We start from the raw sequence: 20,782 nt of genomic DNA on the forward strand, positions 1-20,782 counted from the left end.
GATCCTGTTTATTCTTTCAGGGCGGCGACCCCATCGGGGATCTGCTGCGGATGAATGATTTTTATCTGTTTGTGGCGGCCCAGTTCGCCTTTCTCAATAAGCACCTGGCTTTTCGCTACGCGAAACTGTTTGGCGAGGAATTTTACCAGATGGGCGTTGGCCTGGCCGTCAACGGGAGGCGCGGTAATGGCGACTTTAAGCTCGTCGCCATGTAAACCAACGATGCTGTCGCGGCTGGCCTTAGGCTGAATATACAGCCGTAAGACCAACCCATCAGCGCAGGCTTCGACGGCACTCATAGCGCCATCCACAGCCCCGGAAGCAGAACGTTGCCGGTAGCCTGCAACAGTTCGGCGATACCCATGTTGATCACGTACAGCAGCAGAACCAGCACCATCGGCGAGAAATCAATGCCGCCCATCGATGGCAGCAGTCTGCGGATCGGACGCAGCAGCGGATCGGCCAACTGCATCAGGACATATTCCACCGGGCTGCGTCCCTGGCTTACCCAGCTCATGATTGCCATGAGCAGGAGAACCCAGAATATCAGCGAGCCGACGGTTTTAATGAGGATCAGCAGCGCGGAGATCCAGATAATCGGCTGGAAGGTGACGACCATAAACAGCACGATAGCTTTCACGACGCAGAGAATAAAGGCGACCAGCAGGGAGGCGCTGTCGAGCGGCCCCATCGCCGGGATAATACGGCGCAGCGGCCCAACGACAGGCTGCGTAGCCTTGACCACGAACTGCGAAAACGGGTTATAAAAGTCGCAGCGCGCCCACTGCATCCAGACGCGTAACAACACGACCATTGTGTAAAGCTCAATGACCGTTGAGAGCAGGAAAGTCAACGTCTTCATGGCGTTCCTCAGATTCCTTATTTTTTGCTGTAGTCGCGCGCGCCGAAAATTGCGGTTCCGATGCGCACCATAGTGCTTCCCGCCGCGATGGCGGCTTCCATATCATCCGACATTCCCAGCGACAACGTATCGACGGTAGGGTAGTGCGTTTTTAGCCGCGCAAATGCTACCGCCATTTGTTGGGCGACGGCAAACTGCCTTACATATTCTGACTCTGGCGCGGGAATGGCCATTAAACCGCGCAGCTGCAGATTCGGCAGTTTCGCGATCTCTGCCGCCAGCGCGTCCAGCTCGTCAACGGGAATGCCCGACTTGCTCTGCTCATCGCTAATATTTATTTGAATCAGTACGTTAAGCGGCGTCATTTGCGCAGGTCGCTGTTCGCTAAGGCGCATGGCGATCTTCAGGCGATCGACGGTATGGCACCAGTCAAAATGCTCGGCCACCAGACGGCTTTTATTGGACTGCAGCGGCCCTATAAAGTGCCACTGTAGCCCGGTTGCGCCCTTTTCCTGAAAGTAGCGGATTTTCTCCACCCCTTCCTGAACATAATTTTCGCCAAACGCGACCTGGCCTGCGGCCATGGCTTCTTCGATAGCGCCCGCAGGTTTCGTTTTACTGACTGCAAGCAATGTAACTTCTTCTGGAGCACGGCCGCAGCGTGCGGCAGCGGCTGAGATTTTGTCCCGGACCTGTGCCAGGTTATGCGCAATATCGTTCATATACCGAGGATGAGTTATGGAACTGGAAGAAATAGTGGCCCTTAGTGTAAAGCATAACGTCTCCGATCTACACCTGTGCAATGCTTCAACACCGCGCTGGCGTCGCCAGGGCAAGCTTGAGCCCGCGCCGTTTACCTCTCCGGATATTGGCAAGATACTCGCTGATTGGCTCAACGCCGAGCAGCTCGCCCAGTGGCAGGCCTGCGGACAGGTCGATTTCGCGCTGGCTCCGGCCGGCGGACCGCGCCTGCGCGCCAGCGCATTTGTCCACAACCGCGGTCTGTCGCTGGCCCTGCGTCTGCTGGCGGAAACCTGTCCGCAGCTGGCGGATCTCGGCGCGCCGGCCGCCTTAACGGAGCTGCTCAATGAGGAGAGCGGGCTTATCCTGGTCACGGGCGCCACCGGTAGCGGGAAATCCACCACCCTGGCGGCGATGGTGGGCTATCTTAATCAGCGCCTCAATGGCCATATCCTGACGCTGGAAGATCCGGTTGAGTTTATTCACCGCAGCGAGCGCTGCCTGATCCAGCAGCGGGAAATAGGTCGCCACTGCCCCTCATTTGCCGCGGCCCTGCGCGCTGCGCTGCGTCAGGACCCGGATGTCATTCTGCTAGGGGAACTGCGTGACAGCGAAACGATCCGCCTGGCACTGACCGCGGCGGAGACCGGACATCTGGTTATGGCGACGCTGCATACGCGCGGCGCGGCACAGGCGGTTGAAAGGCTGGTGGATGTTTTTCCTGCCCATGAGAAAGAGCAGGTTCGTAGCCAGCTGGCGGGAAGTTTATGCGCGGTGCTGGCACAAAAATTGTTTCCGGATACTGCTGGCGGAAGAGTTGCGCTATACGAGCTTTTGGTTAATACCCCGGCGGTGGCGAATTTGATCCGCGAGGGGAAAACGCATCAGCTGCCCGGCGTGATGCAAACCGGGCAGCAATTCGGGATGCAAACTTTTACGCAAAGCTTTCAGCAACGTACGGCTGCGGGTCTTTTATAGCTGCATCTTTTATATTCAGACATCATACCAATGGCTTGTTATGATAATGTTTTATTAATGTTTGGTATCATTATTTTATATTACAAATAAGTACCTAAAATTAAGCCGAATAATGCACGCTATGAAAAACGAATTGACATAAACCTCCCATAACCAGGAAAAAATTTTGATAATCTTTTGACTCTCTTAAGGCATTCGATTTATGCTGTTTACAGGGATAGGAAAATTCCCATGGAATAATGTTTCAAGGTGTAAGTTTGGTTTGAATTTATAAATACACCAGCGATCGTATTCTTGTTAATTCATTTAACCGCTATGAAGGCGGGAATCAACTAAGGAGAGTTTTAAGTGATTAATTTATCTGAGAATTCGGCTTTTTCTCACCAGGTTACTTTTATTACTCACCCCTCTATTCAAAGCAAAGCATTCGCAACCTGGCTGGCTGAGAAGTTATCTGCATCAGTCGTTCTGCAAAATATTAACAAACCCCTCGCGCAGCGTCTTTTGAAAGATTCTGTAATATTATTTGATATTGCAGTTTCAAATAAAAAGTTGAATAGCGTATGGCGTGACATTATTCGTCTGCAGGCGGATAACCCCCGTTTATTGATTATCAATAGCGCGCAAAAGTATGAGCTCTACGAAATGGCGCAGTGGCCAGCGCTGTACGGCGTTTTCCGTCATGACGATGATGAATCGCGCTTAATTGAGGGCGTTAAGGCTGTGCTGAACGGCGAACAGACGGCTGAATTGAGCGTGATGCACCCGGCGATGTATGCTGCGGATCATGTATCGGCGCCTGCGGAAAATTCACCGCTGACCGAGCGTGAATGTGAAATCCTGAATGAACTTCGCTGCGGGGCGACCAATCTGGATATTGCCCGCGCGCTGTTTATCAGTGAAAACACGGTGCGTACCCATCTGTACAACGTGTTCCGTAAGCTAAGCGTGAAGAACCGGACTCAGGCGGTCAGTTGGGCGAATGAGCATTTGCGCCACTAAAAATGAAATCAGGATGATGGCGCCTGCCGCTGCGGTAGGGCGCCATCATTGATGTTCAGAAACTTTGCTCGAAGTAGCTTTCCAGAATAATGACTGCAGAAGCGGAATCCACGCTGCCTTTATTGAGCGCCCGGAATCCACCGTGTTCGAATAGCCCGGCTCTGGCTTCAACCGTGCTCAGACGTTCATCATGCAGGGTTATTTGCACGCCGAAGCGGCCGTGGATTTTATTCGCGAAGTTGCGTGCGCGCGCGGTGAGGGGCTGTTCCGTACCGTCCATATTCAGCGGCAGGCCGACAATCACGGCTTCGGGCTGCCACTCTTTCAGCAGCTTTTCGATAATATTCCAGTCAGGCTTACCGTCCTGCGCTTTCAACGCGGGAAGGGGGCGGGCAGTGCCTGTGATGCGCTGCCCTACGGCGACGCCAATGCTTTTGGTGCCAAAATCAAAGCCTAAAAAAGTGCCGCTCATTACGCATGCCCCGCTTCGGCTGGCATCGTCACGATATCGATGCCAATGAGCTTCGCAGCATCGCGCCAGCGGTCAGCTATCGGCGTGCTGAACAAAATATTCCGATCGGCCGGCGCGGTGAGCCAGGCGTTATCCAGAATCTCTTGCTCCAGCTGGCCTTTCTCCCAAGAGGCATAGCCCAGCGCAACCAGCACGTTGTCCGGCTGTTTATCCGTACCCAGCGTTTCGAGCACGTCGCGGGAGGTGGTGATCACCGTGTTATCGGAAATACGAATGCTGGAAGAAAAGTCGGAAGGCGGCGAATGCAGTATAAAACCCCGATCCTCGGCCAGCGGGCCGCCAACCATCACCGGTTTATCCAGGCGAATCTCGGGATTGCGCGGTTCAGGCGTGATTTTTAACTTCTCCAGGATCCCTTCAACCTGCAGATTTTCCATCGGCTTATTGATGATGATGCCCATGGCACCGTCATCGTTATACTCGCAGATATAGACTACGGAGCGACGGAACATCGGGTCCTGGAGAGCAGGCATGGCAATTAGAAAGTGATGCTGTAAATTCATTGTCAGAGGTTCTGTTCCTGGTTCAAAAAAGCAGCACCCAGTATGCGGGTAAAGCAAGGGAGTGTCGATTCACTTTATCTTGCAGGCTCAAGGCGCGTTGTCGGTATGAACCTGAGCGTGAATCTCCTGAGCTGGCTCCAGGCTACAGGCGCTGGCCTGTAGCCTGAATAAGCGCTTTATTTATTGAGGCGCTTCTCGATGGCATCCATCAGCATCCCGGTAATGGAAATCGGGAAGGCGGCTTCGATTTCACGTACGCAGGTGGGGCTGGTGACGTTAATCTCCGTCAGGCGATCGCCAATGATATCCAGACCGACGAAGATTAAGCCTTTGGCCTTCAGCGTCGGGCCCACGCGGCGGGCGATGGCCCAGTCGCTTTCGGTCAGCGGGCGCGCTTCGCCACGACCACCGGCCGCAAGGTTACCGCGGGTTTCGCCGCCCTGCGGGATACGGGCCAGGCAGTAAGGAACCGGCTCGCCGTCAACCACCAGCACGCGCTTATCGCCATCTTTAATGGCCGGCAGATAGTTCTGCGCCATGCAGTAGCGGCTGCCCAGCTCGGTTAGCGTCTCGGTAATCACGCCGAGGTTGGGGTCACCCTCTTTAACGCGGAAAATGGAGGTGCCGCCCATACCGTCCAGCGGTTTGAGAATGACATCGCCATGTTTTTCCCAGAAGGCTTTCAGCTGGGCTTTATTACGGGTGACCAGCGTTTCCGGGGTCAGCTCGGAGAACCAGGCGGTAAACAGCTTTTCGTTACAGTCGCGCAGGCTCTGCGGCTTATTGACGATCAGCGTGCCTTGCTCTTCGGCGCGTTCGAGGATGTAGGTCGCGTAGATAAACTCGGTATCGAACGGCGGATCTTTACGCATCAGAATGACGTCAAGGTCCGCCAGAGGCAGATCCTGTTCGCCGTTGAACGCGTACCATTTATCGTAGTTCTGCTCGACGCTCAGCTTACGCGTACGGGCGCGGGCTTCGCCGTTGATTAAGTACAGATCGTTCATCTCCATATAATGGAGTTCATAGCCGCGACGCTGCGCCTCCAGCAACATGGCGAAGCTGGTGTCTTTCTTGATGTTGATGGTTGCGATGGGGTCCATCACGATGCCGAGCTTAATCATTGTTCTTCTCCGTTAACGCTTCAACCTAAGTCGCCAAAACGCACCTGCAGGGCGGTAATGGCAGTGAGCGCAGTTGTCTCTGTACGCAGAACGCGCGGTCCCAACAGGATATCAGTAAACCGGTAGCGAGCGGTCATCGCTATCTCTTCTGCCGAAAGCCCGCCTTCCGGGCCAATCAGCAGCCGGATACGTTCGACCGGCAGCGGCAGCGTATTAATGCTGGCGCTGGCGCGAGGGTGCAAATTAAGCTTCAGGCCCTCGTCCTGCTCCGCGCACCAGGCTTCAAGCTGCATGGCGGGGCGGATCTCCGGCACCACGTTGCGGCCGCTTTGCTCGCAGGCGGCAATGGCGATTTTTTGCCACTGCTGGATCTTCTTCTGCAAACGTTCGGCGTCCAGTTTAACGCCACAGCGCTCGGAAAACAGTGGCGTTATGAGGCTTACGCCAAGTTCGATCGATTTCTGGATGGTGAATTCCATTTTTTCGCCGCGGGACATCACCTGGCCTAAATGGATATGCAGCGGGGATTCACGGTTATCCATTTTGCTGCTCTGAACGTCAACCAGAACGTTTTTCTTACCTGCCTCGACAATGACCGCCTCGAAGACCTGATTGCTGCCGTCAAAAAGCTCAATTGCCTGGCCTTTACCCATGCGTAAAACGCGACCGACGTGGTTGGCCGCGTCGTCGGAAAGAGCTATCTGGCTACCCGTGGTAATCGGTTCCGGGTGATGGATGCGAGGAATGCGCATGCTTGATATTCCGTTCTTTGCGCAGATATTCTCCTCCCCCATGACAGGGGAAGGAGTGAAGCTGCAAATTAACAATTGCCGCTAGTGTAGGTTAGCTCTTTTGCGCCTGGCAAGCCTGCAGGACGTAAGGATTATGGTTGCCCTGAACTTTTGCAATACGCGCGTCGCGTTCGCACTCCCAGGTTGTAACCGGGTACAGCTTATCCCAGGCGGTAAACAGCTGGGTTTGCTGGCGGGAAAGATTGAGCTGGTAGCGGTCGCGCATATAGAAGTAGGTTCTGGCGATAGCGCCCCGGGCGCGAGCCGGCGGCTCGGCAACTTTATCTTTAAAATCAACCTTCATCGCGCACTGGCCGTACTGGCCTTCGCCGCCGTTCCACTGGCTGTACATAAAGTTGGCGCGGTCGCCGTTGACCTCGCCGACCGCCGGCTGCAGGTTATGCATGTCGCTTTCCATCTTGCGGTATTCCGGATCTTTAGCGCAGTTTTTGCGCCCGCCGTCCTGCCAGCACTGACGCTGATGGCCAAACTGCCATGCGGGAACCACATGCTCCCACTCGACCCGGCTGGCGCGATTTTCATTTTTACGCACTTTATAGCCACAAGATTCCAGGTCGATAACCCCCTTTTTTCCCTGCCAGTTGATTTTACAGCCGCAGTAGAAATCGCCGGGGGCGTCGGCATTGACCTTGACCCCAGCGGTCTTGGCCTGAGAAAAACTGTTGATTCCTTCCGCTGCAAGCGGGGCGCATACCGCCGCGCTGAGAAACGCGGCAGCAAAAATATGAATACGGGACATCGTTAACTCCGTGTCAAAACGAGCCCGCAACGTATCGAATGTGATTGCCAGACGCAATCAGTCAGATCAGAAAATTTCCAGTTATTTCCGGAGATTACTTTTCCGCCACCAGAACATCTCCGCAGCGCACGCAGCGATAGGTGGCCTCCCCGCGCATCACGCGATTGTGGCGGCGGACGGTAAGCTGGTGCTGCTGGCACTGGCAGCGGTAGGGGAAGGTATTTTTACGCACTGAATCGAGTTCGAAACGATGGGTGCGCAGAGCCGGAACGCCCAGCACGCTTTCCATCATCCATTTCCACTCTTTGCCGTGCGGCGCCACGCGGCCAAAGTGCTTCCATACCAGCAGGTGGGCCAGCTCGTGCGGCACGACTTCATCAATAAACGCCTGCTGGTTTTCCAGCAGCAGCACCGGGTTAAGGCGGATTTCATTTTTCTCCAGCCAGGCGGTACCGGCGGAGGTTCCCCGCTGCTGATAAACCAGCACCGGTTCAGGGTAATGTCGTCCCAGCTTGAGGTTCGCTTTGGCAAGATTTTCCCGCAGGCTGCGCATAACGGCCTGTTGAAGGGCAATGGGAATTCGGGGTGTTTTCATAGCGCCAGAGGATAGTGCGGCGGGATGAGGAGAGCAAGAAGAAGCTTCCTCCCGGGAGGGAGGAAGCGGGTTAGTCTAGTCGCGCGCGCCGATTTCGCGCAGCTTACGGCCTTTCATCAGGTTACGTTCGATATGTTCCAGCGAAACGTTTTTGGTTTCCGGGATCAGCCACAGGGTCAGGAAGATGAACAGGATGTTCAGGCCGCCATAGACCCAGAAGGTGTTGGCGCTGCCCAGCGAGTTCAGCATGGTCAGGAAGGTCGCGCCGACGATCATGTTGGCAATCCAGTTGGTGGCCGTTGAGCAGGTGATACCGAAATCACGCCCTTTCAGCGGCTGGATTTCGGAGCACAGCACCCAAATCAGCGGGCCGGCGCTCATCGCAAAGCCAACGATAAACATCAGCAGCATCAGGACGGCAAAGTACTGCGCCGTGGCGGAGTGGATGCCGATATGCATCATGCTGCCCAGTACGCCCATGCCGAGCGCCATAACGATAAAGCCGAGGATCAGCGTCGGCTTACGGCCCCAGCGGTCAACCAGTCCGATGGCGATAAAGGTCGCCAGAACGTTGGTCAGCCCCACGATGACGGTTCCCCACATCTGTTCGGTGGTGTTGGTATAGCCCGCCAGTTCAAAAATCTTCGGCGCGTAGTACATGATGACGTTCATACCGGTGAACTGTTGCATCACCTGCAGCAGGACGCCGAGGAATACCGCGCGGCGGAAGTTACTATTTTCTTTAAACAGCGACCAGCCGGACTGTTTTACCTTCAGGCTTTCGCGGATCTCATCCAGCTCGCGTTTCGCTTCAGCGCTGGTGTCGCGCAGGCGCAGCAGGACGCGTTCGGCGTCGACAAAGCGGCGCTTAGCGGCAAACCAGCGCGGGCTGTCAGGCAGGAAAACCACGCCAATCAGCAACAGCACCGCCGGGATAATAATCACCCCGAGCATCCAGCGCCAGGCGCCGCTGTAGCTGAATGCCGTATCGGAAAGATAGGCGCCGAGAATACCAATGGTAATCATCAGCTGATACATCGAAATCATGCTGCCGCGGATTTTTTCCGGGGCGATTTCAGACAGATACAGCGGGGCGGTGTAGGAGGCGACGCCCACGGCAAGGCCGAGCAGCACGCGAGAGAGCAGCAGCACTTCCACGTTCGGTGCGGCGGCGGAGAACAGCGAGCCGGCAACGAACAGGATGGCGCCAATCATCAGGCTTTTTTTACGCCCGAGTTTGAAGGAGAGCCAGCCGCTGCCCACCGCGCCGACGGCGGCGCCGAACATCATAGAGCTGACCACCCACTCCTGAGTGTGGGCGCTTATCTGGAACTCGTTGGCAATAAAGGGTAAGGCACCCGCAATAACACCGATATCAAGGCCGAACAGCAGGCCAGCCAGTGCGGCGAGGAAACAGACAAAGAACGTCATCGTCTTGTTGGAACGCCCTTGTTTTTTGTTGTCAGGCATAACGCCCTCCGGTTGAGTTATTGATCTTGTCGATGCGTAGGGTAGGTAAATACGTCGTAAAAAAATGTGATAGTAATCACGGCTGTGTAATCGGTTACACTAGAGTAAAGAAACGTAATGACTATAAACGCATTTAAATCAGTATATTAATTAAGTTTAGCTCAAGAAATTAAAAGCGCTAATCGGACTTTACTGAAATATTGTGTAACAAAGTGAAGTCTTATTACATTTTGCATGCAATAACGGAAAAGGTTTGCTCTGCATATGATGTAATCGCTTCCATAATAGGCATGTTGCAGGCGGTATGCCGGGCGGCTGAGGGGCGTAAAATAAAAAGGCCAGCGCGAGGCTGGCCTTGAAAGCGGGGAGAGCGGCGTCTTATTTCAGACCGGACGCTTCGCGCAGCTGGGCCGCTTTGTCGGTTTTTTCCCACGGGAAATGCTCGCGGCCAAAGTGGCCGTATGCCGCCGTCTCTTTGTAGATCGGGTGCAGCAGATCCAGCATCTGAATCAGGCCATACGGACGCAGGTCAAAGAACTCGCGCACCAGCAGGGTCAGCTGCTCAGAAGGCACTTTTTCGGTACCGAAGGTTTCAACCATGATTGAAGTTGGCTCCGCCACGCCGATGGCGTAGGAAACCTGGATTTCGCAACGATCGGCCAGGCCAGCGGCAACGATGTTTTTCGCCACATAGCGCGCCGCATAGGCCGCAGAACGGTCCACTTTAGACGGATCTTTACCGGAGAACGCGCCGCCGCCGTGACGAGCCATGCCGCCGTAGGTATCAACGATGATTTTACGCCCGGTCAGGCCGCAGTCGCCCATGGGGCCGCCGATAACAAAACGGCCGGTTGGGTTGATAAAGAATTTGGTTGCGCTGTTCAGCCACTCGGTCGGCAGAACCGGTTTGATGATCTCTTCCATCACCGCTTCCTGCAGCGATTTCTGATCGATGCTTTCGGCGTGCTGTGTGGAGAGAACGACCGCATCAATACCGACAACTTTGCCGTCGTCGTACTGGAAGGTGACCTGGCTTTTCGCATCCGGGCGCAGCCACGGCAGGGTGCCGTTTTTACGCACTTCAGCCTGACGCTGCACCAGACGGTGCGCATAGGTGATCGGCGCCGGCATCAGCACGTCGGTTTCGTTAGTGGCGTAGCCAAACATCAGGCCCTGGTCGCCCGCGCCCTGTTCCAGCGGATCGGCACGGTCAACGCCCTGGTTGATGTCCGGAGACTGTTTACCGATGGCGCTCAGCACCGCGCAGGAGTTGGCGTCAAAGCCCATATCGGAATGCACGTAGCCAATTTCACGGACCGTGTTGCGGGTGATCTCTTCGATATCAACCCATGCGCTGGTGGTGATTTCACCACCGACCAGAACCATACCGGTTTTGACGTAGGTTTCACATGCTACGCGCGCTTTCGGATCCTGTTCGAGGATCGCATCCAGCACGGCGTCGGAGATTTGGTCAGCAATTTTGTCGGGATGCCCTTCTGATACGGACTCTGACGTAAAGAGGTGTTTTGCCATGTTTTATTTCACCTGTGGACGATTCGGGTAGCTCATACTGTTGTGTAGAATGGCTTTGACGGATGACTCTACCAAAGCTTGCAGGTAGTGACACGAGCAGTCTGAGTGTTAATCAGTATAGATGGATTAACTTCTGGACGGCTATTTTAGGGCAGTTCTTGACCCCATTTCCAGCCTTTTTTGATATTCGTCGCATTTATAGAAAAAGGGCAGTGGCAATTTTTCCTGACAATACCCGGCAACGCGCATATTTTTATTTTGCTTTTTACCCCGCTTCTCGGTATAAAACGCCGCGCGCGGCTCATTAAAACAGCGCACGAGCACTCACCTCGTGACGCCACTTCCAGCCGGGTTAAGCAGTCTCTATTGACAGAGTCCCGCAGCGGCGTTTTCGCTGGCTGTCCGGAACCTATAGCTTTGGCTTGTCGCTGGCCCGACTCGGGGCAGTGTGGAGGTGATACCAGATAATGAACCCACGTTTTTCGCCTGATTCGTCGCGTCGTTCCGTCGCGCGTCACTACTCCTCAATCCGCATCTCTCTCATGCAAACCAGCCGATGTTCTACCCATCTCGGCGCTTCTCAGGATTCCCGGGCCGGCAGGCTGCTGGAAAACTGAACAAGGGCGCTCTTGCGATAGCAAGGGTTTTCTCGTGGTTTCTCCGGACTGTCATACTCCGTTCGGGTACGTGTTTTACGATGATATGAATAAGAAACCGGTCGCTCAGCCGCAAGACCAGCACTATCTACTGGGATTTCGGACTGTTTATGGGTTGTTATCGCTTCTTCGGATTGCGATAGTAGTCAACTGTTTTACACTTGTTACTAAAATTTGAGGTTCGCTATGTCTGACGACATGTCTTTATCTTCGCCTTCGTCAGCAGGCGATCACGGTGTACTACGTTCCATGCAGGAGGTTGCGATGAGCTCCCAGGAAGCCAGCAAGATGCTACGTACTTACAATATTGCCTGGTGGGGTAATAACTACTACGACGTTAACGAACTGGGCCATATTAGCGTCTGCCCGGATCCTGACGTCCCGGAAGCGCGCGTTGACCTTGCCGAGCTGGTGAAAGCGCGTGAAGCTCAGGGGCAGCGCCTGCCTGCGCTGTTCTGCTTCCCGCAGATTTTGCAGCACCGCCTGCGTTCGATTAACGCCGCCTTTAAACGCGCGCGCGAATCTTATGGCTATAACGGTGACTACTTCCTGGTTTATCCGATCAAGGTTAACCAGCATCGCCGCGTGATTGAATCGCTGATCCACTCCGGCGAGCCGCTGGGTCTGGAAGCCGGCTCCAAGGCCGAGCTGATGGCGGTACTGGCGCACGCCGGTATGACCCGCAGCGTGATTGTCTGTAACGGTTATAAAGACCGTGAATATATCCGCCTGGCGCTGGTGGGCGAAAAGATGGGCCACAAGGTCTATCTGGTCATCGAGAAAATGTCCGAAATCGCCATCGTGCTGGAAGAGGCCGAGCGGCTGAACGTGGTGCCGCGTCTCGGCGTGCGCGCGCGTCTGGCTTCGCAGGGCTCCGGTAAGTGGCAGTCCTCCGGCGGCGAAAAATCCAAATTTGGCCTCGCGGCGACCCAGGTTTTGCAGCTGGTTGAAATTCTGCGCTCAGCCGGGCATCTGGACAGCCTGCAGCTGCTGCACTTCCACCTTGGCTCGCAGATGGCCAATATTCGCGATATCGCCACCGGCGTGCGTGAATCGTCGCGTTTCTACGTTGAGCTGCACAAGCTGGGCGTGAATATTCAGTGCTTCGACGTTGGCGGCGGTCTCGGCGTCGACTATGAAGGGACCCGTTCGCAGTCCGACTGCTCGGTGAACTACGGCCTGAACGAATACGCCAACAACATCATCTGGGCGATTGGCGATGCCTGTGAAGAGAACGGCCTGCCGCATCCGACGGTGATCACCGAATCCGGCCGCGCGGTCACGGCGCACCACACCGTGCTGGTATCGAATATTATCGGCGTTGAGCGTAACGAATATACCGAGGCGACCCCGCCCGCGGAAGACGCCGCGCGTCCGCTGCAAAGCATGTGGGAAACCTGGCAGGAGATGCAGGAAACCGGCAATCGCCGCTCGCTGCGCGAATGGCTGCACGACAGCCAGATGGATCTGCACGATATTCATATCGGCTACTCCTCCGGCACCTTTAATCTTCAGGAGCGCGCCTGGGCCGAGCAGCTGTATCTCAATATGTGCCATGAAGTGCAGAAACAGCTCGATCCCAGCAACCGCGCGCATCGCCCAATTATCGACGAACTGCAGGAGCGTATGGCGGATAAGATCTACGTCAACTTCTCCCTGTTCCAGTCGATGCCGGACGCCTGGGGTATCGATCAGCTATTCCCGGTGATGCCGCTGGAAGGGCTGAATATGGTGCCGGAACGCCGCGCGGTGCTGCTGGATATCACCTGCGACTCCGACGGCGCGATTGACCACTATGTGGATGGCGACGGTATTGCGACCACCATGCCGATGCCGGAATACGATCCGGATAACCCGCCGATGCTGGGCTTCTTTATGGTAGGCGCCTACCAGGAGATCCTCGGCAATATGCACAACCTGTTCGGCGATACGGAAGCCGTCGACGTGTTTGTCTTCCCTGACGGCAGCGTCGAAGTGGAGCTGTCTGATGAAGGGGATACCGTCGCGGATATGCTGCAGTACGTGCAGCTCGATCCGAACACGCTGTTGACCCAGTTCCGCGATCAGGTGAAAAAGACCGATCTCGACGCTGACCTGCAGCAGCAGTTCCTTGAAGAGTTCGAGGCCGGTTTATACGGCTACACTTATCTGGAAGACGAGTGATCTATGCCCTCTCCGTAGCGGAGAGGAAAGAGGGAGAGAGAAGCCTGGTTCGCCACTTGCCAGACTCACTTGAACGCGTAGACATTTACGGCGATAATTCGGCCAACTAAGCAGTAAACTCATTCAAACCCTTCCTCGTCGGGCCTAACGACGCGGAAGGGTTTTTTTATATTTGTATTTCAATACAACGACTGTAAAAGAGGTCATACCCATGAGCACCTTAGGTCATCAATACGATAACTCCCTGGTATCCAACGCATTTGGTTTTCTGCGTCTACCGATGAATTTCATGCCGTACGACAGCGATGCGGACTGGGTCATCACCGGCGTACCGTTTGATATGGCGACCTCCGGACGCGCGGGCGGCCGTCATGGCCCGGCGGCGATCCGCCAGGTGTCGACGAACCTTGCGTGGGAGCACAACCGCTTCCCGTGGAATTTTGACATGCGCGAGCGCCTGAACGTCGTGGACTGCGGCGATCTGGTTTACGCCTTTGGCGACGCGCGTGAAATGAGTGAAAAGCTGCAGGCCCACGCGGAAAAACTGCTGGCGGCAGGAAAACGCATGCTCTCTTTTGGCGGCGACCACTTTGTGACGCTGCCGCTGCTGCGCGCTCATGCGAAGCACTTTGGCAAAATGGCGCTGGTGCATTTCGACGCCCATACCGATACCTACGCCAATGGCTGCGAATTTGACCACGGCACCATGTTCTATACCGCGCCGAACGAAGGCCTGATCGATCCGAATCATTCGGTGCAGATCGGTATCCGTACCGAGTTTGATAAAGACAACGGCTTCACGGTGCTGGATGCGGGTCAGGTTAACGACCGCAGCGTCGACGACGTGATCGCTCAGGTGAAACAGATCGTCGGCGATATGCCGGTGTACCTGACCTTTGATATCGACTGCCTGGATCCGGCGTTTGCCCCGGGTACCGGTACGCCGGTGATCGGCGGGCTGACTTCCGATCGTGCGATCAAGCTGGTGCGCGGCCTGAAGGATCTGAACATCGTCGGCATGGACGTGGTGGAAGTCGCTCCGGCCTACGACCAGTCCGAAATCACCGCCCTGGCGGCGGCGACGCTGGCGCTGGAAATGCTCTACATTCAGGCGGCGAAAAAAGGCGAATAATCAGGTCGCTCACAGCGTGCGTTTTCCTCGAACGACCTGGAGGCGCAGTGCTTGCACCGGCCTAAGAATGAGTGCAGGTTGTGTTGCCGGGTAAGGTGTGAGCCGCTACCCGGCATACCGATAAGCTCCCCCAATTCTGTTTGTTATGCCACTTGGGGAGCCGGGGCTTACTTAATCCCGTCGGCCTTCATGCGATCGCGGATATGCTGAGCGCGTGCTTCCGATGCCGGGTGGTCATCAAACATGGAGCTTTGGCGTCCGGCTTCCAGCTTCGCCAGTTTCTCGAAGCTGGTGGCAAGTCCTGCCGGATTAATGCCGCGCTTGCGCAGCAGATCGTACGAGTAGTCGTCCGCTTCCGATTCCTGACGCTGGGAGAACTGCGAGTTCACCAGCTTCTCGCCCAGATCGCCCAGCTGCGACTGCGACAGGCTGCCGACGATGCCGCCCGCGGAGGCCGCCGCCGCGCGTACCGCGTTGGTGCCCAGCGCTACCTGCATCCCTTTCTTCACGTGGCCCAGCGCGACGTGACCCATTTCGTGGCCGATAACCGCTTCGACTTCATTATCATTCATCAAATCCATCAGTCCGCTGTAAACACGGATGCAGCCGTTTGCCATGGCGAAGGCGTTAACGTCTTTAGTTTGATACACCTTGTAGTTCACCGGCTGGCCGTTGATGTTGTCCCCCAGCGCGGCGGCGATTTTACTCAGGCGTTTGCTGTATTCACTGCTGGCAGGCGCGATAGTCGCTTTCGCATCCATCTCCTGACAGGCTTTGTCGCTTAAGGTTTTCACCTGCTCGTCGCTGAGCGAATAAGCCTGGAAAGCCTCCGCGCCGGAGCTAAGCAGGCCGTTGGAATCCATGTTCTGGCATCCGGTAAGCGTGGCTGCGATCCCAAGGGCAAGAAGAGCTGAGCGAATTTTCATTTTTTTATCTTCCACAATCTTATGGTTATTTATCCGAAAAAACGGCGATGGCTGCCTGCCGTATCCTGTGCAAATTATAAATACTATATGAGAATGCGGGCGAGAGGATTACGCCGTAGCACAACGTGTTCCAGAGATTTCTTAAACGGCAAAAGGATGCTCCATGTACATGCTTTGCCGCTTAGGTTACATTGTTCACACTTTTTTCCGGCGTAGCCCAAAACGCGCTGTCGTCAAGTCGTTGCGGGCATGGCCTTCATTATCCGATCTGGAGTCAAAATGTCCTCACGTAAAGAGCTTGCTAACGCTATTCGTGCGCTGAGCATGGACGCAGTACAGAAAGCCAAATCCGGCCACCCGGGTGCCCCGATGGGTATGGCTGACATTGCCGAAGTCCTGTGGCGTGATTTCCTGAATCATAACCCGCAGAACCCGTCCTGGGCCGACCGCGACCGTTTTGTCCTGTCCAACGGCCACGGTTCCATGCTGATTTACAGCCTGCTGCACCTCACCGGTTATGATCTGCCGATTGAAGAGCTGAAGAACTTCCGTCAGCTGCACTCTAAAACCCCGGGTCACCCGGAAGTCGGCTACACCGCGGGCGTGGAAACCACCACCGGTCCGCTGGGGCAGGGTATTGCGAATGCGGTTGGTATGGCCATCGCGGAGAAAACTCTGGCGGCGCAGTTCAACCGCCCGGGCCACGACATTGTTGACCACTTCACCTACGCGTTCATGGGCGACGGCTGCATGATGGAAGGTATCTCTCACGAGGTATGTTCTCTGGCCGGTACCCTGAAACTGGGCAAGCTGGTGGCGTTCTATGACGACAACGGCATCTCTATCGACGGTCACGTGGAAGGCTGGTTCACCGATGACACCGCGAAGCGTTTTGAAGCCTACGGCTGGCACGTGGTGCGCGGCGTTGACGGTCACGATGCTGACTCGATTAAACGCGCGGTAGAAGAAGCGCGTGCGGTCACCGACAAACCGTCCCTGCTGATGTGCAAAACCATCATCGGTTTCGGTTCGCCGAACAAAGCTGGTACCCACGACTCCCACGGCGCGCCGCTGGGCGACGCGGAAATCGCGCTGACCCGCGAAGCGCTCGGCTGGAAACACCCGGCGTTTGAAATCCCGTCTGAAATCTATGCCCAGTGGGATGCCAAAGAAGCCGGCCAGGCAAAAGAGTCCGCGTGGAACGAGAAATTCGCCGCCTACGCCAAAGCCTTCCCGCAGGAAGCCGCCGAGTTTACCCGCCGTATGAAAGGTGAGATGCCGGCTGATTTCGACGCGAAAGCGAACGAATTCATCGCGAAGCTGCAGGCTAACCCGGCGAAAATCGCCAGCCGTAAAGCGTCCCAGAACGCCATTGAAGCCTTCGGCCCGCTGCTGCCTGAGTTCCTCGGCGGCTCTGCTGACCTGGCGCCAAGTAACCTGACCCTGTGGTCCGGCTCTAAGGCCATCAACGAAGACGCTGCCGGTAACTATATCCACTACGGCGTACGTGAATTCGGTATGACCGCGATTGCCAACGGTATCGCCCTGCACGGTGGTTTCCTGCCGTACACCTCCACCTTCCTGATGTTCGTCGAGTACGCGCGTAACGCGGTACGTATGGCGGCGCTGATGAAACAGCGTCAGGTGATGGTCTACACCCACGACTCCATCGGTCTGGGCGAAGACGGCCCGACGCACCAGCCGGTTGAGCAGGTGGCTTCCCTGCGCGTCACGCCGAACATGTCCACATGGCGTCCGTGCGACCAGGTGGAATCCGCCATCGCGTGGAAATACGGCGTAGAGCGTCAGGACGGCCCGACCGCGCTGATCCTCTCCCGTCAGAACCTGGCGCAGCAGGAGCGTACCGAAGAGCAGCTGGCGAACGTCGCCCGCGGCGGCTACGTGCTGAAAGACTGCGCGGGACAGCCGGAGCTGATCTTCATCGCCACCGGTTCTGAAGTGGAGCTGGCGGTTGCCGCTTACGAAAAACTGACTGCCGAAGGCGTGAAAGCGCGCGTGGTTTCCATGCCGTCCACCGACGCGTTTGACAAGCAGGATGCCGCTTACCGTGAAGCCGTGCTGCCGAAAGCCGTCTCTGCGCGCGTGGCCATCGAAGCGGGTATCGCCGACTACTGGTTCAAATACGTGGGCCTGAACGGCGCGATCGTTGGCATGACCACCTTCGGTGAGTCTGCGCCGGCGGAGCAGCTGTTTGAAGAGTTTGGCTTCACCGTGGATAACGTGGTCGCGAAAGCGAAAGCACTGCTGTAGTTCTTTTACCGCCTCCGGGCTACGGGCCAGCGCGGTCGGGTAGCCCGGACAGGTGCGCAGCGCCGCCTCCGTGTAAAAACTCTGGCTGCCGCCGTAAAAAACGGGTCGCTCTGGCGGCCCGTTTCTTTTTCAGACCATCCTCAGCACTCTGCCTTTTTCCAGAAGCACCCGGCGGGAAAAGTGCCGCCGTGTAAACGCCTCATCGTGGCTGATGGCCACTAGGCTGGTCCCTCTTTTGCGGCAAACCGCCAGCCACGCTTCAAATATTGTCAGCCAGTGCTGGTCAAAATCGCGGCTGGGTTCGTCAAGCAGCAGTATTTCTGGCGCCATGGCTTCCAGAGAGGCGACGGCGACCATCCTGCGTTGGGCGGTATGTAAATCCAGCGGATGCGCGTCGGCTACGCTCTCCAGCCGGCATAATTTCAGCGCCGCCGCGGTGCGTTGCGCAACCTCCGCAGGAGGCAATTTCTGGAGCCGCAGCCCAAAGGCGACCTCTTCCGCGACTTTGCTGTGGAAGAGCTGGTTTTCGGCCTCCTGAAACAGCACGCCGATGATATTGGCGCGTTGACGGTTTTTGTATTGCGCAATCGGCTTATCCAGCAAATTGACGGTACCAGACGTGGCGGGTAGCAGTCCGGCCATCACCCGCAGCAGGGTGGATTTCCCCGCGCCATTATCGCCGGTGAGCGCCAGCCATTCCCCCTGGCCGAGCGCCAGCGAGATATTTTGCAAACAGTCAGCCGTCGCGCCGGGCCAGCGCCAGGTCACCTGATTCAACGTTAGCATAGCGGGGAAAGCGCTCCATCGTGCAGTCGCCATCCCTGCTGACACCAGGCAAGAAAAGGCGAAGGGGGGCGTTCAAAAAGGATAATCAATGAACGCTGCGCCAGCGCCCAGTGTCCCAGGCGCTCCAGAAGCATAGCGCTTGCCTGCGCCGTCAGGCGGCTAAAGGCTTCGTCAAGGATCAGTAGCGTTGGCCGCATAGCCAGCGCGCAGGCGATCGCCACGCGCTGGGTTTCTCCCCCGGATAGCGTGGAGGGGTGGCGATGTCGTAACGCCTGGCACGCCGTCAGCGTCAGCGCTTCGTCAATACGGCGCATAATCTCCTCTTCGCTGAGGCAGAGATTTTCAGGGCCAAAAGCGACCTCTTCTTCGACGCTGAAGGTACAGCCGGAAAGCTGGAGATAGGGTGATTGCTGGACCAGCTGGATGGTCTGCGCCCGTTCGACCAGCGATTGCTGCCCGATGGGGATACCAAGCAGGGTGCCTTTACCTTCGATATCGCCGGGCAGAAAATCCGGATACCAGCCCGCCATAATCTGCGCCAGAGTGCTTTTCCCGCTGCCGCTATCGCCAAAAATCGCCACAATGCCGGGCTGCGAATAATGAAAATCAAAGCATGCCGCAGATCGCGCCGCCTGGGTCGGGTGATAGCGGAATTGTTCTAACGTAACCATAGCCAGGCTCCAGCTTCAGCGGCCATCGCCAGCAGCATGCCGTAACGCGCCAGACGTTGTAAGGCGCTGTCTTTCGGCGCCCAAAGCGTGGTGCGCCGACGATGTAAACGAAATGCCCGCATATCCAGCGCCGCTCCGCGTATCGCCAGATCGTTAAGCGCGTTGTGGGTCAGAGGGATAATGAGCGCAGGCATAGCGCGCAGCCGCTGATAGCCGTTCTCGTCCAGCGGTACGCCGCGGGCGCGTTGGGCTTCGTGGATAATCGTCAGCTGGCGCTTTAGCTGTTCGACAACCAGCAGCGGGCCAGCGAACAGATAAGCGACGCCCGGCGGCAGGCGTGAAGCAAACAGGGCGCGAATAAAGCGCTGTACCGGTACGTACTCCATCCACAGCTGTGACGTTGAAACAATCGCCAGAATTCTCAGCCAGAGCGTGATGGCGCTGGCCCAGCGCTGCGGGTCGCGAGGGTGGCCGCTCAGCCACTGGGTAAACCAGCCGCCGTGGACCAGCCACAGGCCAATGCCCAGCGAGAAGAGGAGCCAGGCGACGTATTTTGCCCGCCGCCGCGTCGCCCTGAACAGCAGCAAGCTGAGAAACGCCGCTGCGCTATAAACCGGCAGCGCCGTCTCTGCGGGCAGCAGCAGCGTAGTCGCCGCCGCCAGCGCCCAGAGGGTTAATGACGTAAAAGGGTGCATTAGCGTACGGCAGACATCGCAGGAAACTGACGCAGCGTGCGCAGCGGCAGCTGGCGCAGCAGGATCCAGACGATAATTGCGGTAAGGATTTTATCCACCAGATTAGCGCCTAAGACGGTAATCGCCACCGATTCCAGCAGATTCTGACCTGCCGAATGGATCCAGGCGACGAACAGATCCGCGCCGCTGCCCGTCACGCCGCCGAACAGCGCCGTACGCAGCGGTACGGCGACCGCGGTCACGGCGAGGGTAATGACAACGCCGCTAATGACCACCTTCGGTAAGGTGCGGAACCATCCCGCGCGCGCCAGCCATCCGGCGACCAGACCAATCACCATCGCCACCGGCGCAAAGGCGGCGGCAATCGGATCGGTCAGCAGCCCCCACAGGAGGTTGGTCAGTAACCCGGTCAACATGCCAATGACCGGGCCGAGTAAAACCGCGCTGATTAAGGTGCCGATCGAATCGAGAAAGATGGGAAGCTTTAACAGACTGATGAGCTGTCCGCCGATCATATTGATGGCGACGGCGATCGCAATCAGCACCAGGGACTGGCTGGTAAATTGGCGACGAGCCATAGAAACCTCTTTA

23 protein-coding genes are annotated in these 20,782 nt (G+C 56.5%); 7 read left to right on the forward strand and 16 right to left on the reverse strand.

The features are described 5' to 3' along the window. Positions 1–8: 8 nt before the first annotated feature. The 3 genes from yggU to ABLU87_RS18995 are packed head-to-tail and all read right to left on the reverse strand — an operon-like array spanning position 9 to position 1,584. Positions 9–299 (reverse strand): DUF167 family protein YggU, encoded by a 291-nt coding sequence (gene yggU, locus ABLU87_RS18985; protein ID WP_004854155.1) that lies wholly within the window; start codon positions 297–299, stop codon positions 9–11. Further along, complete coding sequence (locus ABLU87_RS18990) at positions 296–862, reverse strand: YggT family protein (protein ID WP_004105714.1); 567 nt, start codon at positions 860–862, stop codon at positions 296–298. The genes yggU and ABLU87_RS18990 overlap by 4 nt, the downstream gene beginning before the upstream one ends. Before the next feature lie 17 nt (positions 863–879). After that, positions 880–1,584, reverse strand: a complete 705-nt coding sequence (locus tag ABLU87_RS18995; RefSeq protein WP_046877685.1) for a YggS family pyridoxal phosphate-dependent enzyme — start codon at positions 1,582–1,584, stop codon at positions 880–882. Positions 1,585–1,600: 16 nt separating this feature from the next. On the opposite strand from ABLU87_RS18995, the gene ABLU87_RS19000 reads away from it, so the two are divergent. Both ABLU87_RS19000 and ABLU87_RS19005 read left to right on the forward strand, forming a co-directional pair. Continuing rightward, positions 1,601–2,581, forward strand: a complete 981-nt coding sequence (locus ABLU87_RS19000) for a type IV pilus twitching motility protein PilT (RefSeq protein WP_025105940.1) — start codon at positions 1,601–1,603, stop codon at positions 2,579–2,581. A gap of 348 nt (positions 2,582–2,929) precedes the next feature. Further along, the gene (locus ABLU87_RS19005) at positions 2,930–3,583 is read left to right on the forward strand and encodes a LuxR C-terminal-related transcriptional regulator (RefSeq protein WP_014226837.1); all 654 of its coding nucleotides are present in this window, start codon (positions 2,930–2,932) and stop codon (positions 3,581–3,583) included. A 55-nt stretch (positions 3,584–3,638) separates the two neighbouring features. On the opposite strand, the gene ruvX is transcribed toward ABLU87_RS19005, so the two are convergent. The 8 genes from ruvX to metK all read right to left on the reverse strand — a co-directional run bounded on the left by ruvX (position 3,639) and on the right by metK (position 10,891). Next, positions 3,639–4,055, reverse strand: a complete 417-nt coding sequence (gene ruvX / locus ABLU87_RS19010; RefSeq protein WP_014226836.1) for a Holliday junction resolvase RuvX — start codon at positions 4,053–4,055, stop codon at positions 3,639–3,641. Further along, positions 4,055–4,618, reverse strand: a complete 564-nt coding sequence (locus ABLU87_RS19015) for a YqgE/AlgH family protein (RefSeq protein WP_014226835.1) — start codon at positions 4,616–4,618, stop codon at positions 4,055–4,057. The genes ruvX and ABLU87_RS19015 overlap by 1 nt, the downstream gene beginning before the upstream one ends. A gap of 176 nt (positions 4,619–4,794) precedes the next feature. Then, positions 4,795–5,742 carry a glutathione synthase gene (gene gshB, locus ABLU87_RS19020; protein WP_014226834.1) on the reverse strand — a complete coding sequence of 316 codons (948 nt, stop codon included), beginning with the start codon at positions 5,740–5,742 and terminating at the stop codon, positions 4,795–4,797. Between the two features lie 20 nt (positions 5,743–5,762). Beyond that, positions 5,763–6,494, reverse strand: a complete 732-nt coding sequence (gene rsmE, locus ABLU87_RS19025; RefSeq protein ID WP_049078898.1) for a 16S rRNA (uracil(1498)-N(3))-methyltransferase — start codon at positions 6,492–6,494, stop codon at positions 5,763–5,765. Positions 6,495–6,585: 91 nt separating this feature from the next. After that, entirely contained in the window at positions 6,586–7,293 is a 708-nt protein-coding gene (endA, locus tag ABLU87_RS19030) for a deoxyribonuclease I (protein WP_014226832.1), read from the reverse strand. A 94-nt stretch (positions 7,294–7,387) separates the two neighbouring features. Continuing rightward, positions 7,388–7,888 (reverse strand): SprT family zinc-dependent metalloprotease, encoded by a 501-nt coding sequence (locus ABLU87_RS19035; RefSeq protein ID WP_024274713.1) that lies wholly within the window; start codon positions 7,886–7,888, stop codon positions 7,388–7,390. 75 nt (positions 7,889–7,963) lie between these two features. Continuing rightward, positions 7,964–9,358: a sugar porter family MFS transporter gene (locus ABLU87_RS19040; RefSeq protein ID WP_004854145.1), complete on the reverse strand. Its 1,395-nt coding sequence runs from the start codon at positions 9,356–9,358 to the stop codon at positions 7,964–7,966. 378 nt (positions 9,359–9,736) lie between these two features. Beyond that, positions 9,737–10,891, reverse strand: a complete 1,155-nt coding sequence (gene metK, locus ABLU87_RS19045; RefSeq protein ID WP_014226830.1) for a methionine adenosyltransferase — start codon at positions 10,889–10,891, stop codon at positions 9,737–9,739. A 467-nt stretch (positions 10,892–11,358) separates the two neighbouring features. Here metK and ABLU87_RS19050 point away from each other — a divergent pair, with 467 nt between their 5' ends. The 4 genes from ABLU87_RS19050 (at position 11,359) to speB (ending at position 14,842) form a co-directional block, all read left to right on the forward strand. Further along, the gene (locus ABLU87_RS19050) at positions 11,359–11,508 is read left to right on the forward strand and encodes a hypothetical protein (RefSeq protein WP_155774231.1); all 150 of its coding nucleotides are present in this window, start codon (positions 11,359–11,361) and stop codon (positions 11,506–11,508) included. 85 nt (positions 11,509–11,593) lie between these two features. Then, the gene (gene yqgB, locus ABLU87_RS19055; protein ID WP_075210876.1) at positions 11,594–11,725 is read left to right on the forward strand and encodes an acid stress response protein YqgB; all 132 of its coding nucleotides are present in this window, start codon (positions 11,594–11,596) and stop codon (positions 11,723–11,725) included. A gap of 8 nt (positions 11,726–11,733) precedes the next feature. After that, a complete protein-coding gene (gene speA / locus ABLU87_RS19060) occupies positions 11,734–13,710 on the forward strand; it encodes a biosynthetic arginine decarboxylase (RefSeq protein ID WP_014226827.1) in 1,977 nt (658 codons plus the stop codon). Between the two features lie 211 nt (positions 13,711–13,921). Further along, entirely contained in the window at positions 13,922–14,842 is a 921-nt protein-coding gene (speB, locus tag ABLU87_RS19065) for an agmatinase (protein WP_004205166.1), read from the forward strand. Positions 14,843–15,009: 167 nt separating this feature from the next. On the opposite strand, the gene ABLU87_RS19070 is transcribed toward speB, so the two are convergent. Continuing rightward, positions 15,010–15,768 carry a M48 family metallopeptidase gene (locus tag ABLU87_RS19070; RefSeq protein WP_032692845.1) on the reverse strand — a complete coding sequence of 253 codons (759 nt, stop codon included), beginning with the start codon at positions 15,766–15,768 and terminating at the stop codon, positions 15,010–15,012. A gap of 279 nt (positions 15,769–16,047) precedes the next feature. Here ABLU87_RS19070 and tkt point away from each other — a divergent pair, with 279 nt between their 5' ends. Continuing rightward, a complete protein-coding gene (tkt, locus tag ABLU87_RS19075) occupies positions 16,048–18,039 on the forward strand; it encodes a transketolase (RefSeq protein ID WP_049084510.1) in 1,992 nt (663 codons plus the stop codon). A 129-nt stretch (positions 18,040–18,168) separates the two neighbouring features. Here tkt and ABLU87_RS19080 read toward each other — a convergent pair whose 3' ends face one another. Genes ABLU87_RS19080 through ABLU87_RS19095 form a run of 4 tightly spaced genes read right to left on the reverse strand, consistent with a single transcriptional unit; the run spans position 18,169 to position 20,769 of the window. Then, positions 18,169–18,825 carry an ATP-binding cassette domain-containing protein gene (locus ABLU87_RS19080; protein ID WP_122117406.1) on the reverse strand — a complete coding sequence of 219 codons (657 nt, stop codon included), beginning with the start codon at positions 18,823–18,825 and terminating at the stop codon, positions 18,169–18,171. Further along, positions 18,819–19,496 carry an energy-coupling factor ABC transporter ATP-binding protein gene (locus tag ABLU87_RS19085; protein ID WP_025105947.1) on the reverse strand — a complete coding sequence of 226 codons (678 nt, stop codon included), beginning with the start codon at positions 19,494–19,496 and terminating at the stop codon, positions 18,819–18,821. Before ABLU87_RS19085 ends, ABLU87_RS19080 begins: the two co-directional genes overlap by 7 nt. Next, positions 19,484–20,191 carry an energy-coupling factor transporter transmembrane component T gene (locus tag ABLU87_RS19090; RefSeq protein ID WP_122117405.1) on the reverse strand — a complete coding sequence of 236 codons (708 nt, stop codon included), beginning with the start codon at positions 20,189–20,191 and terminating at the stop codon, positions 19,484–19,486. The genes ABLU87_RS19085 and ABLU87_RS19090 overlap by 13 nt, the downstream gene beginning before the upstream one ends. Then, on the reverse strand, positions 20,191–20,769 hold the full coding sequence (locus ABLU87_RS19095; RefSeq protein WP_014226821.1) for an ECF transporter S component: 579 nt from the start codon (positions 20,767–20,769) through the stop codon (positions 20,191–20,193). The genes ABLU87_RS19090 and ABLU87_RS19095 overlap by 1 nt, the downstream gene beginning before the upstream one ends. Positions 20,770–20,782: the final 13 nt, after the last annotated feature.

The organism is Klebsiella sp. CB_Kp196, from assembly GCF_040061575.1.
Lineage (GTDB): Bacteria > Pseudomonadota > Gammaproteobacteria > Enterobacterales > Enterobacteriaceae > Klebsiella > Klebsiella michiganensis.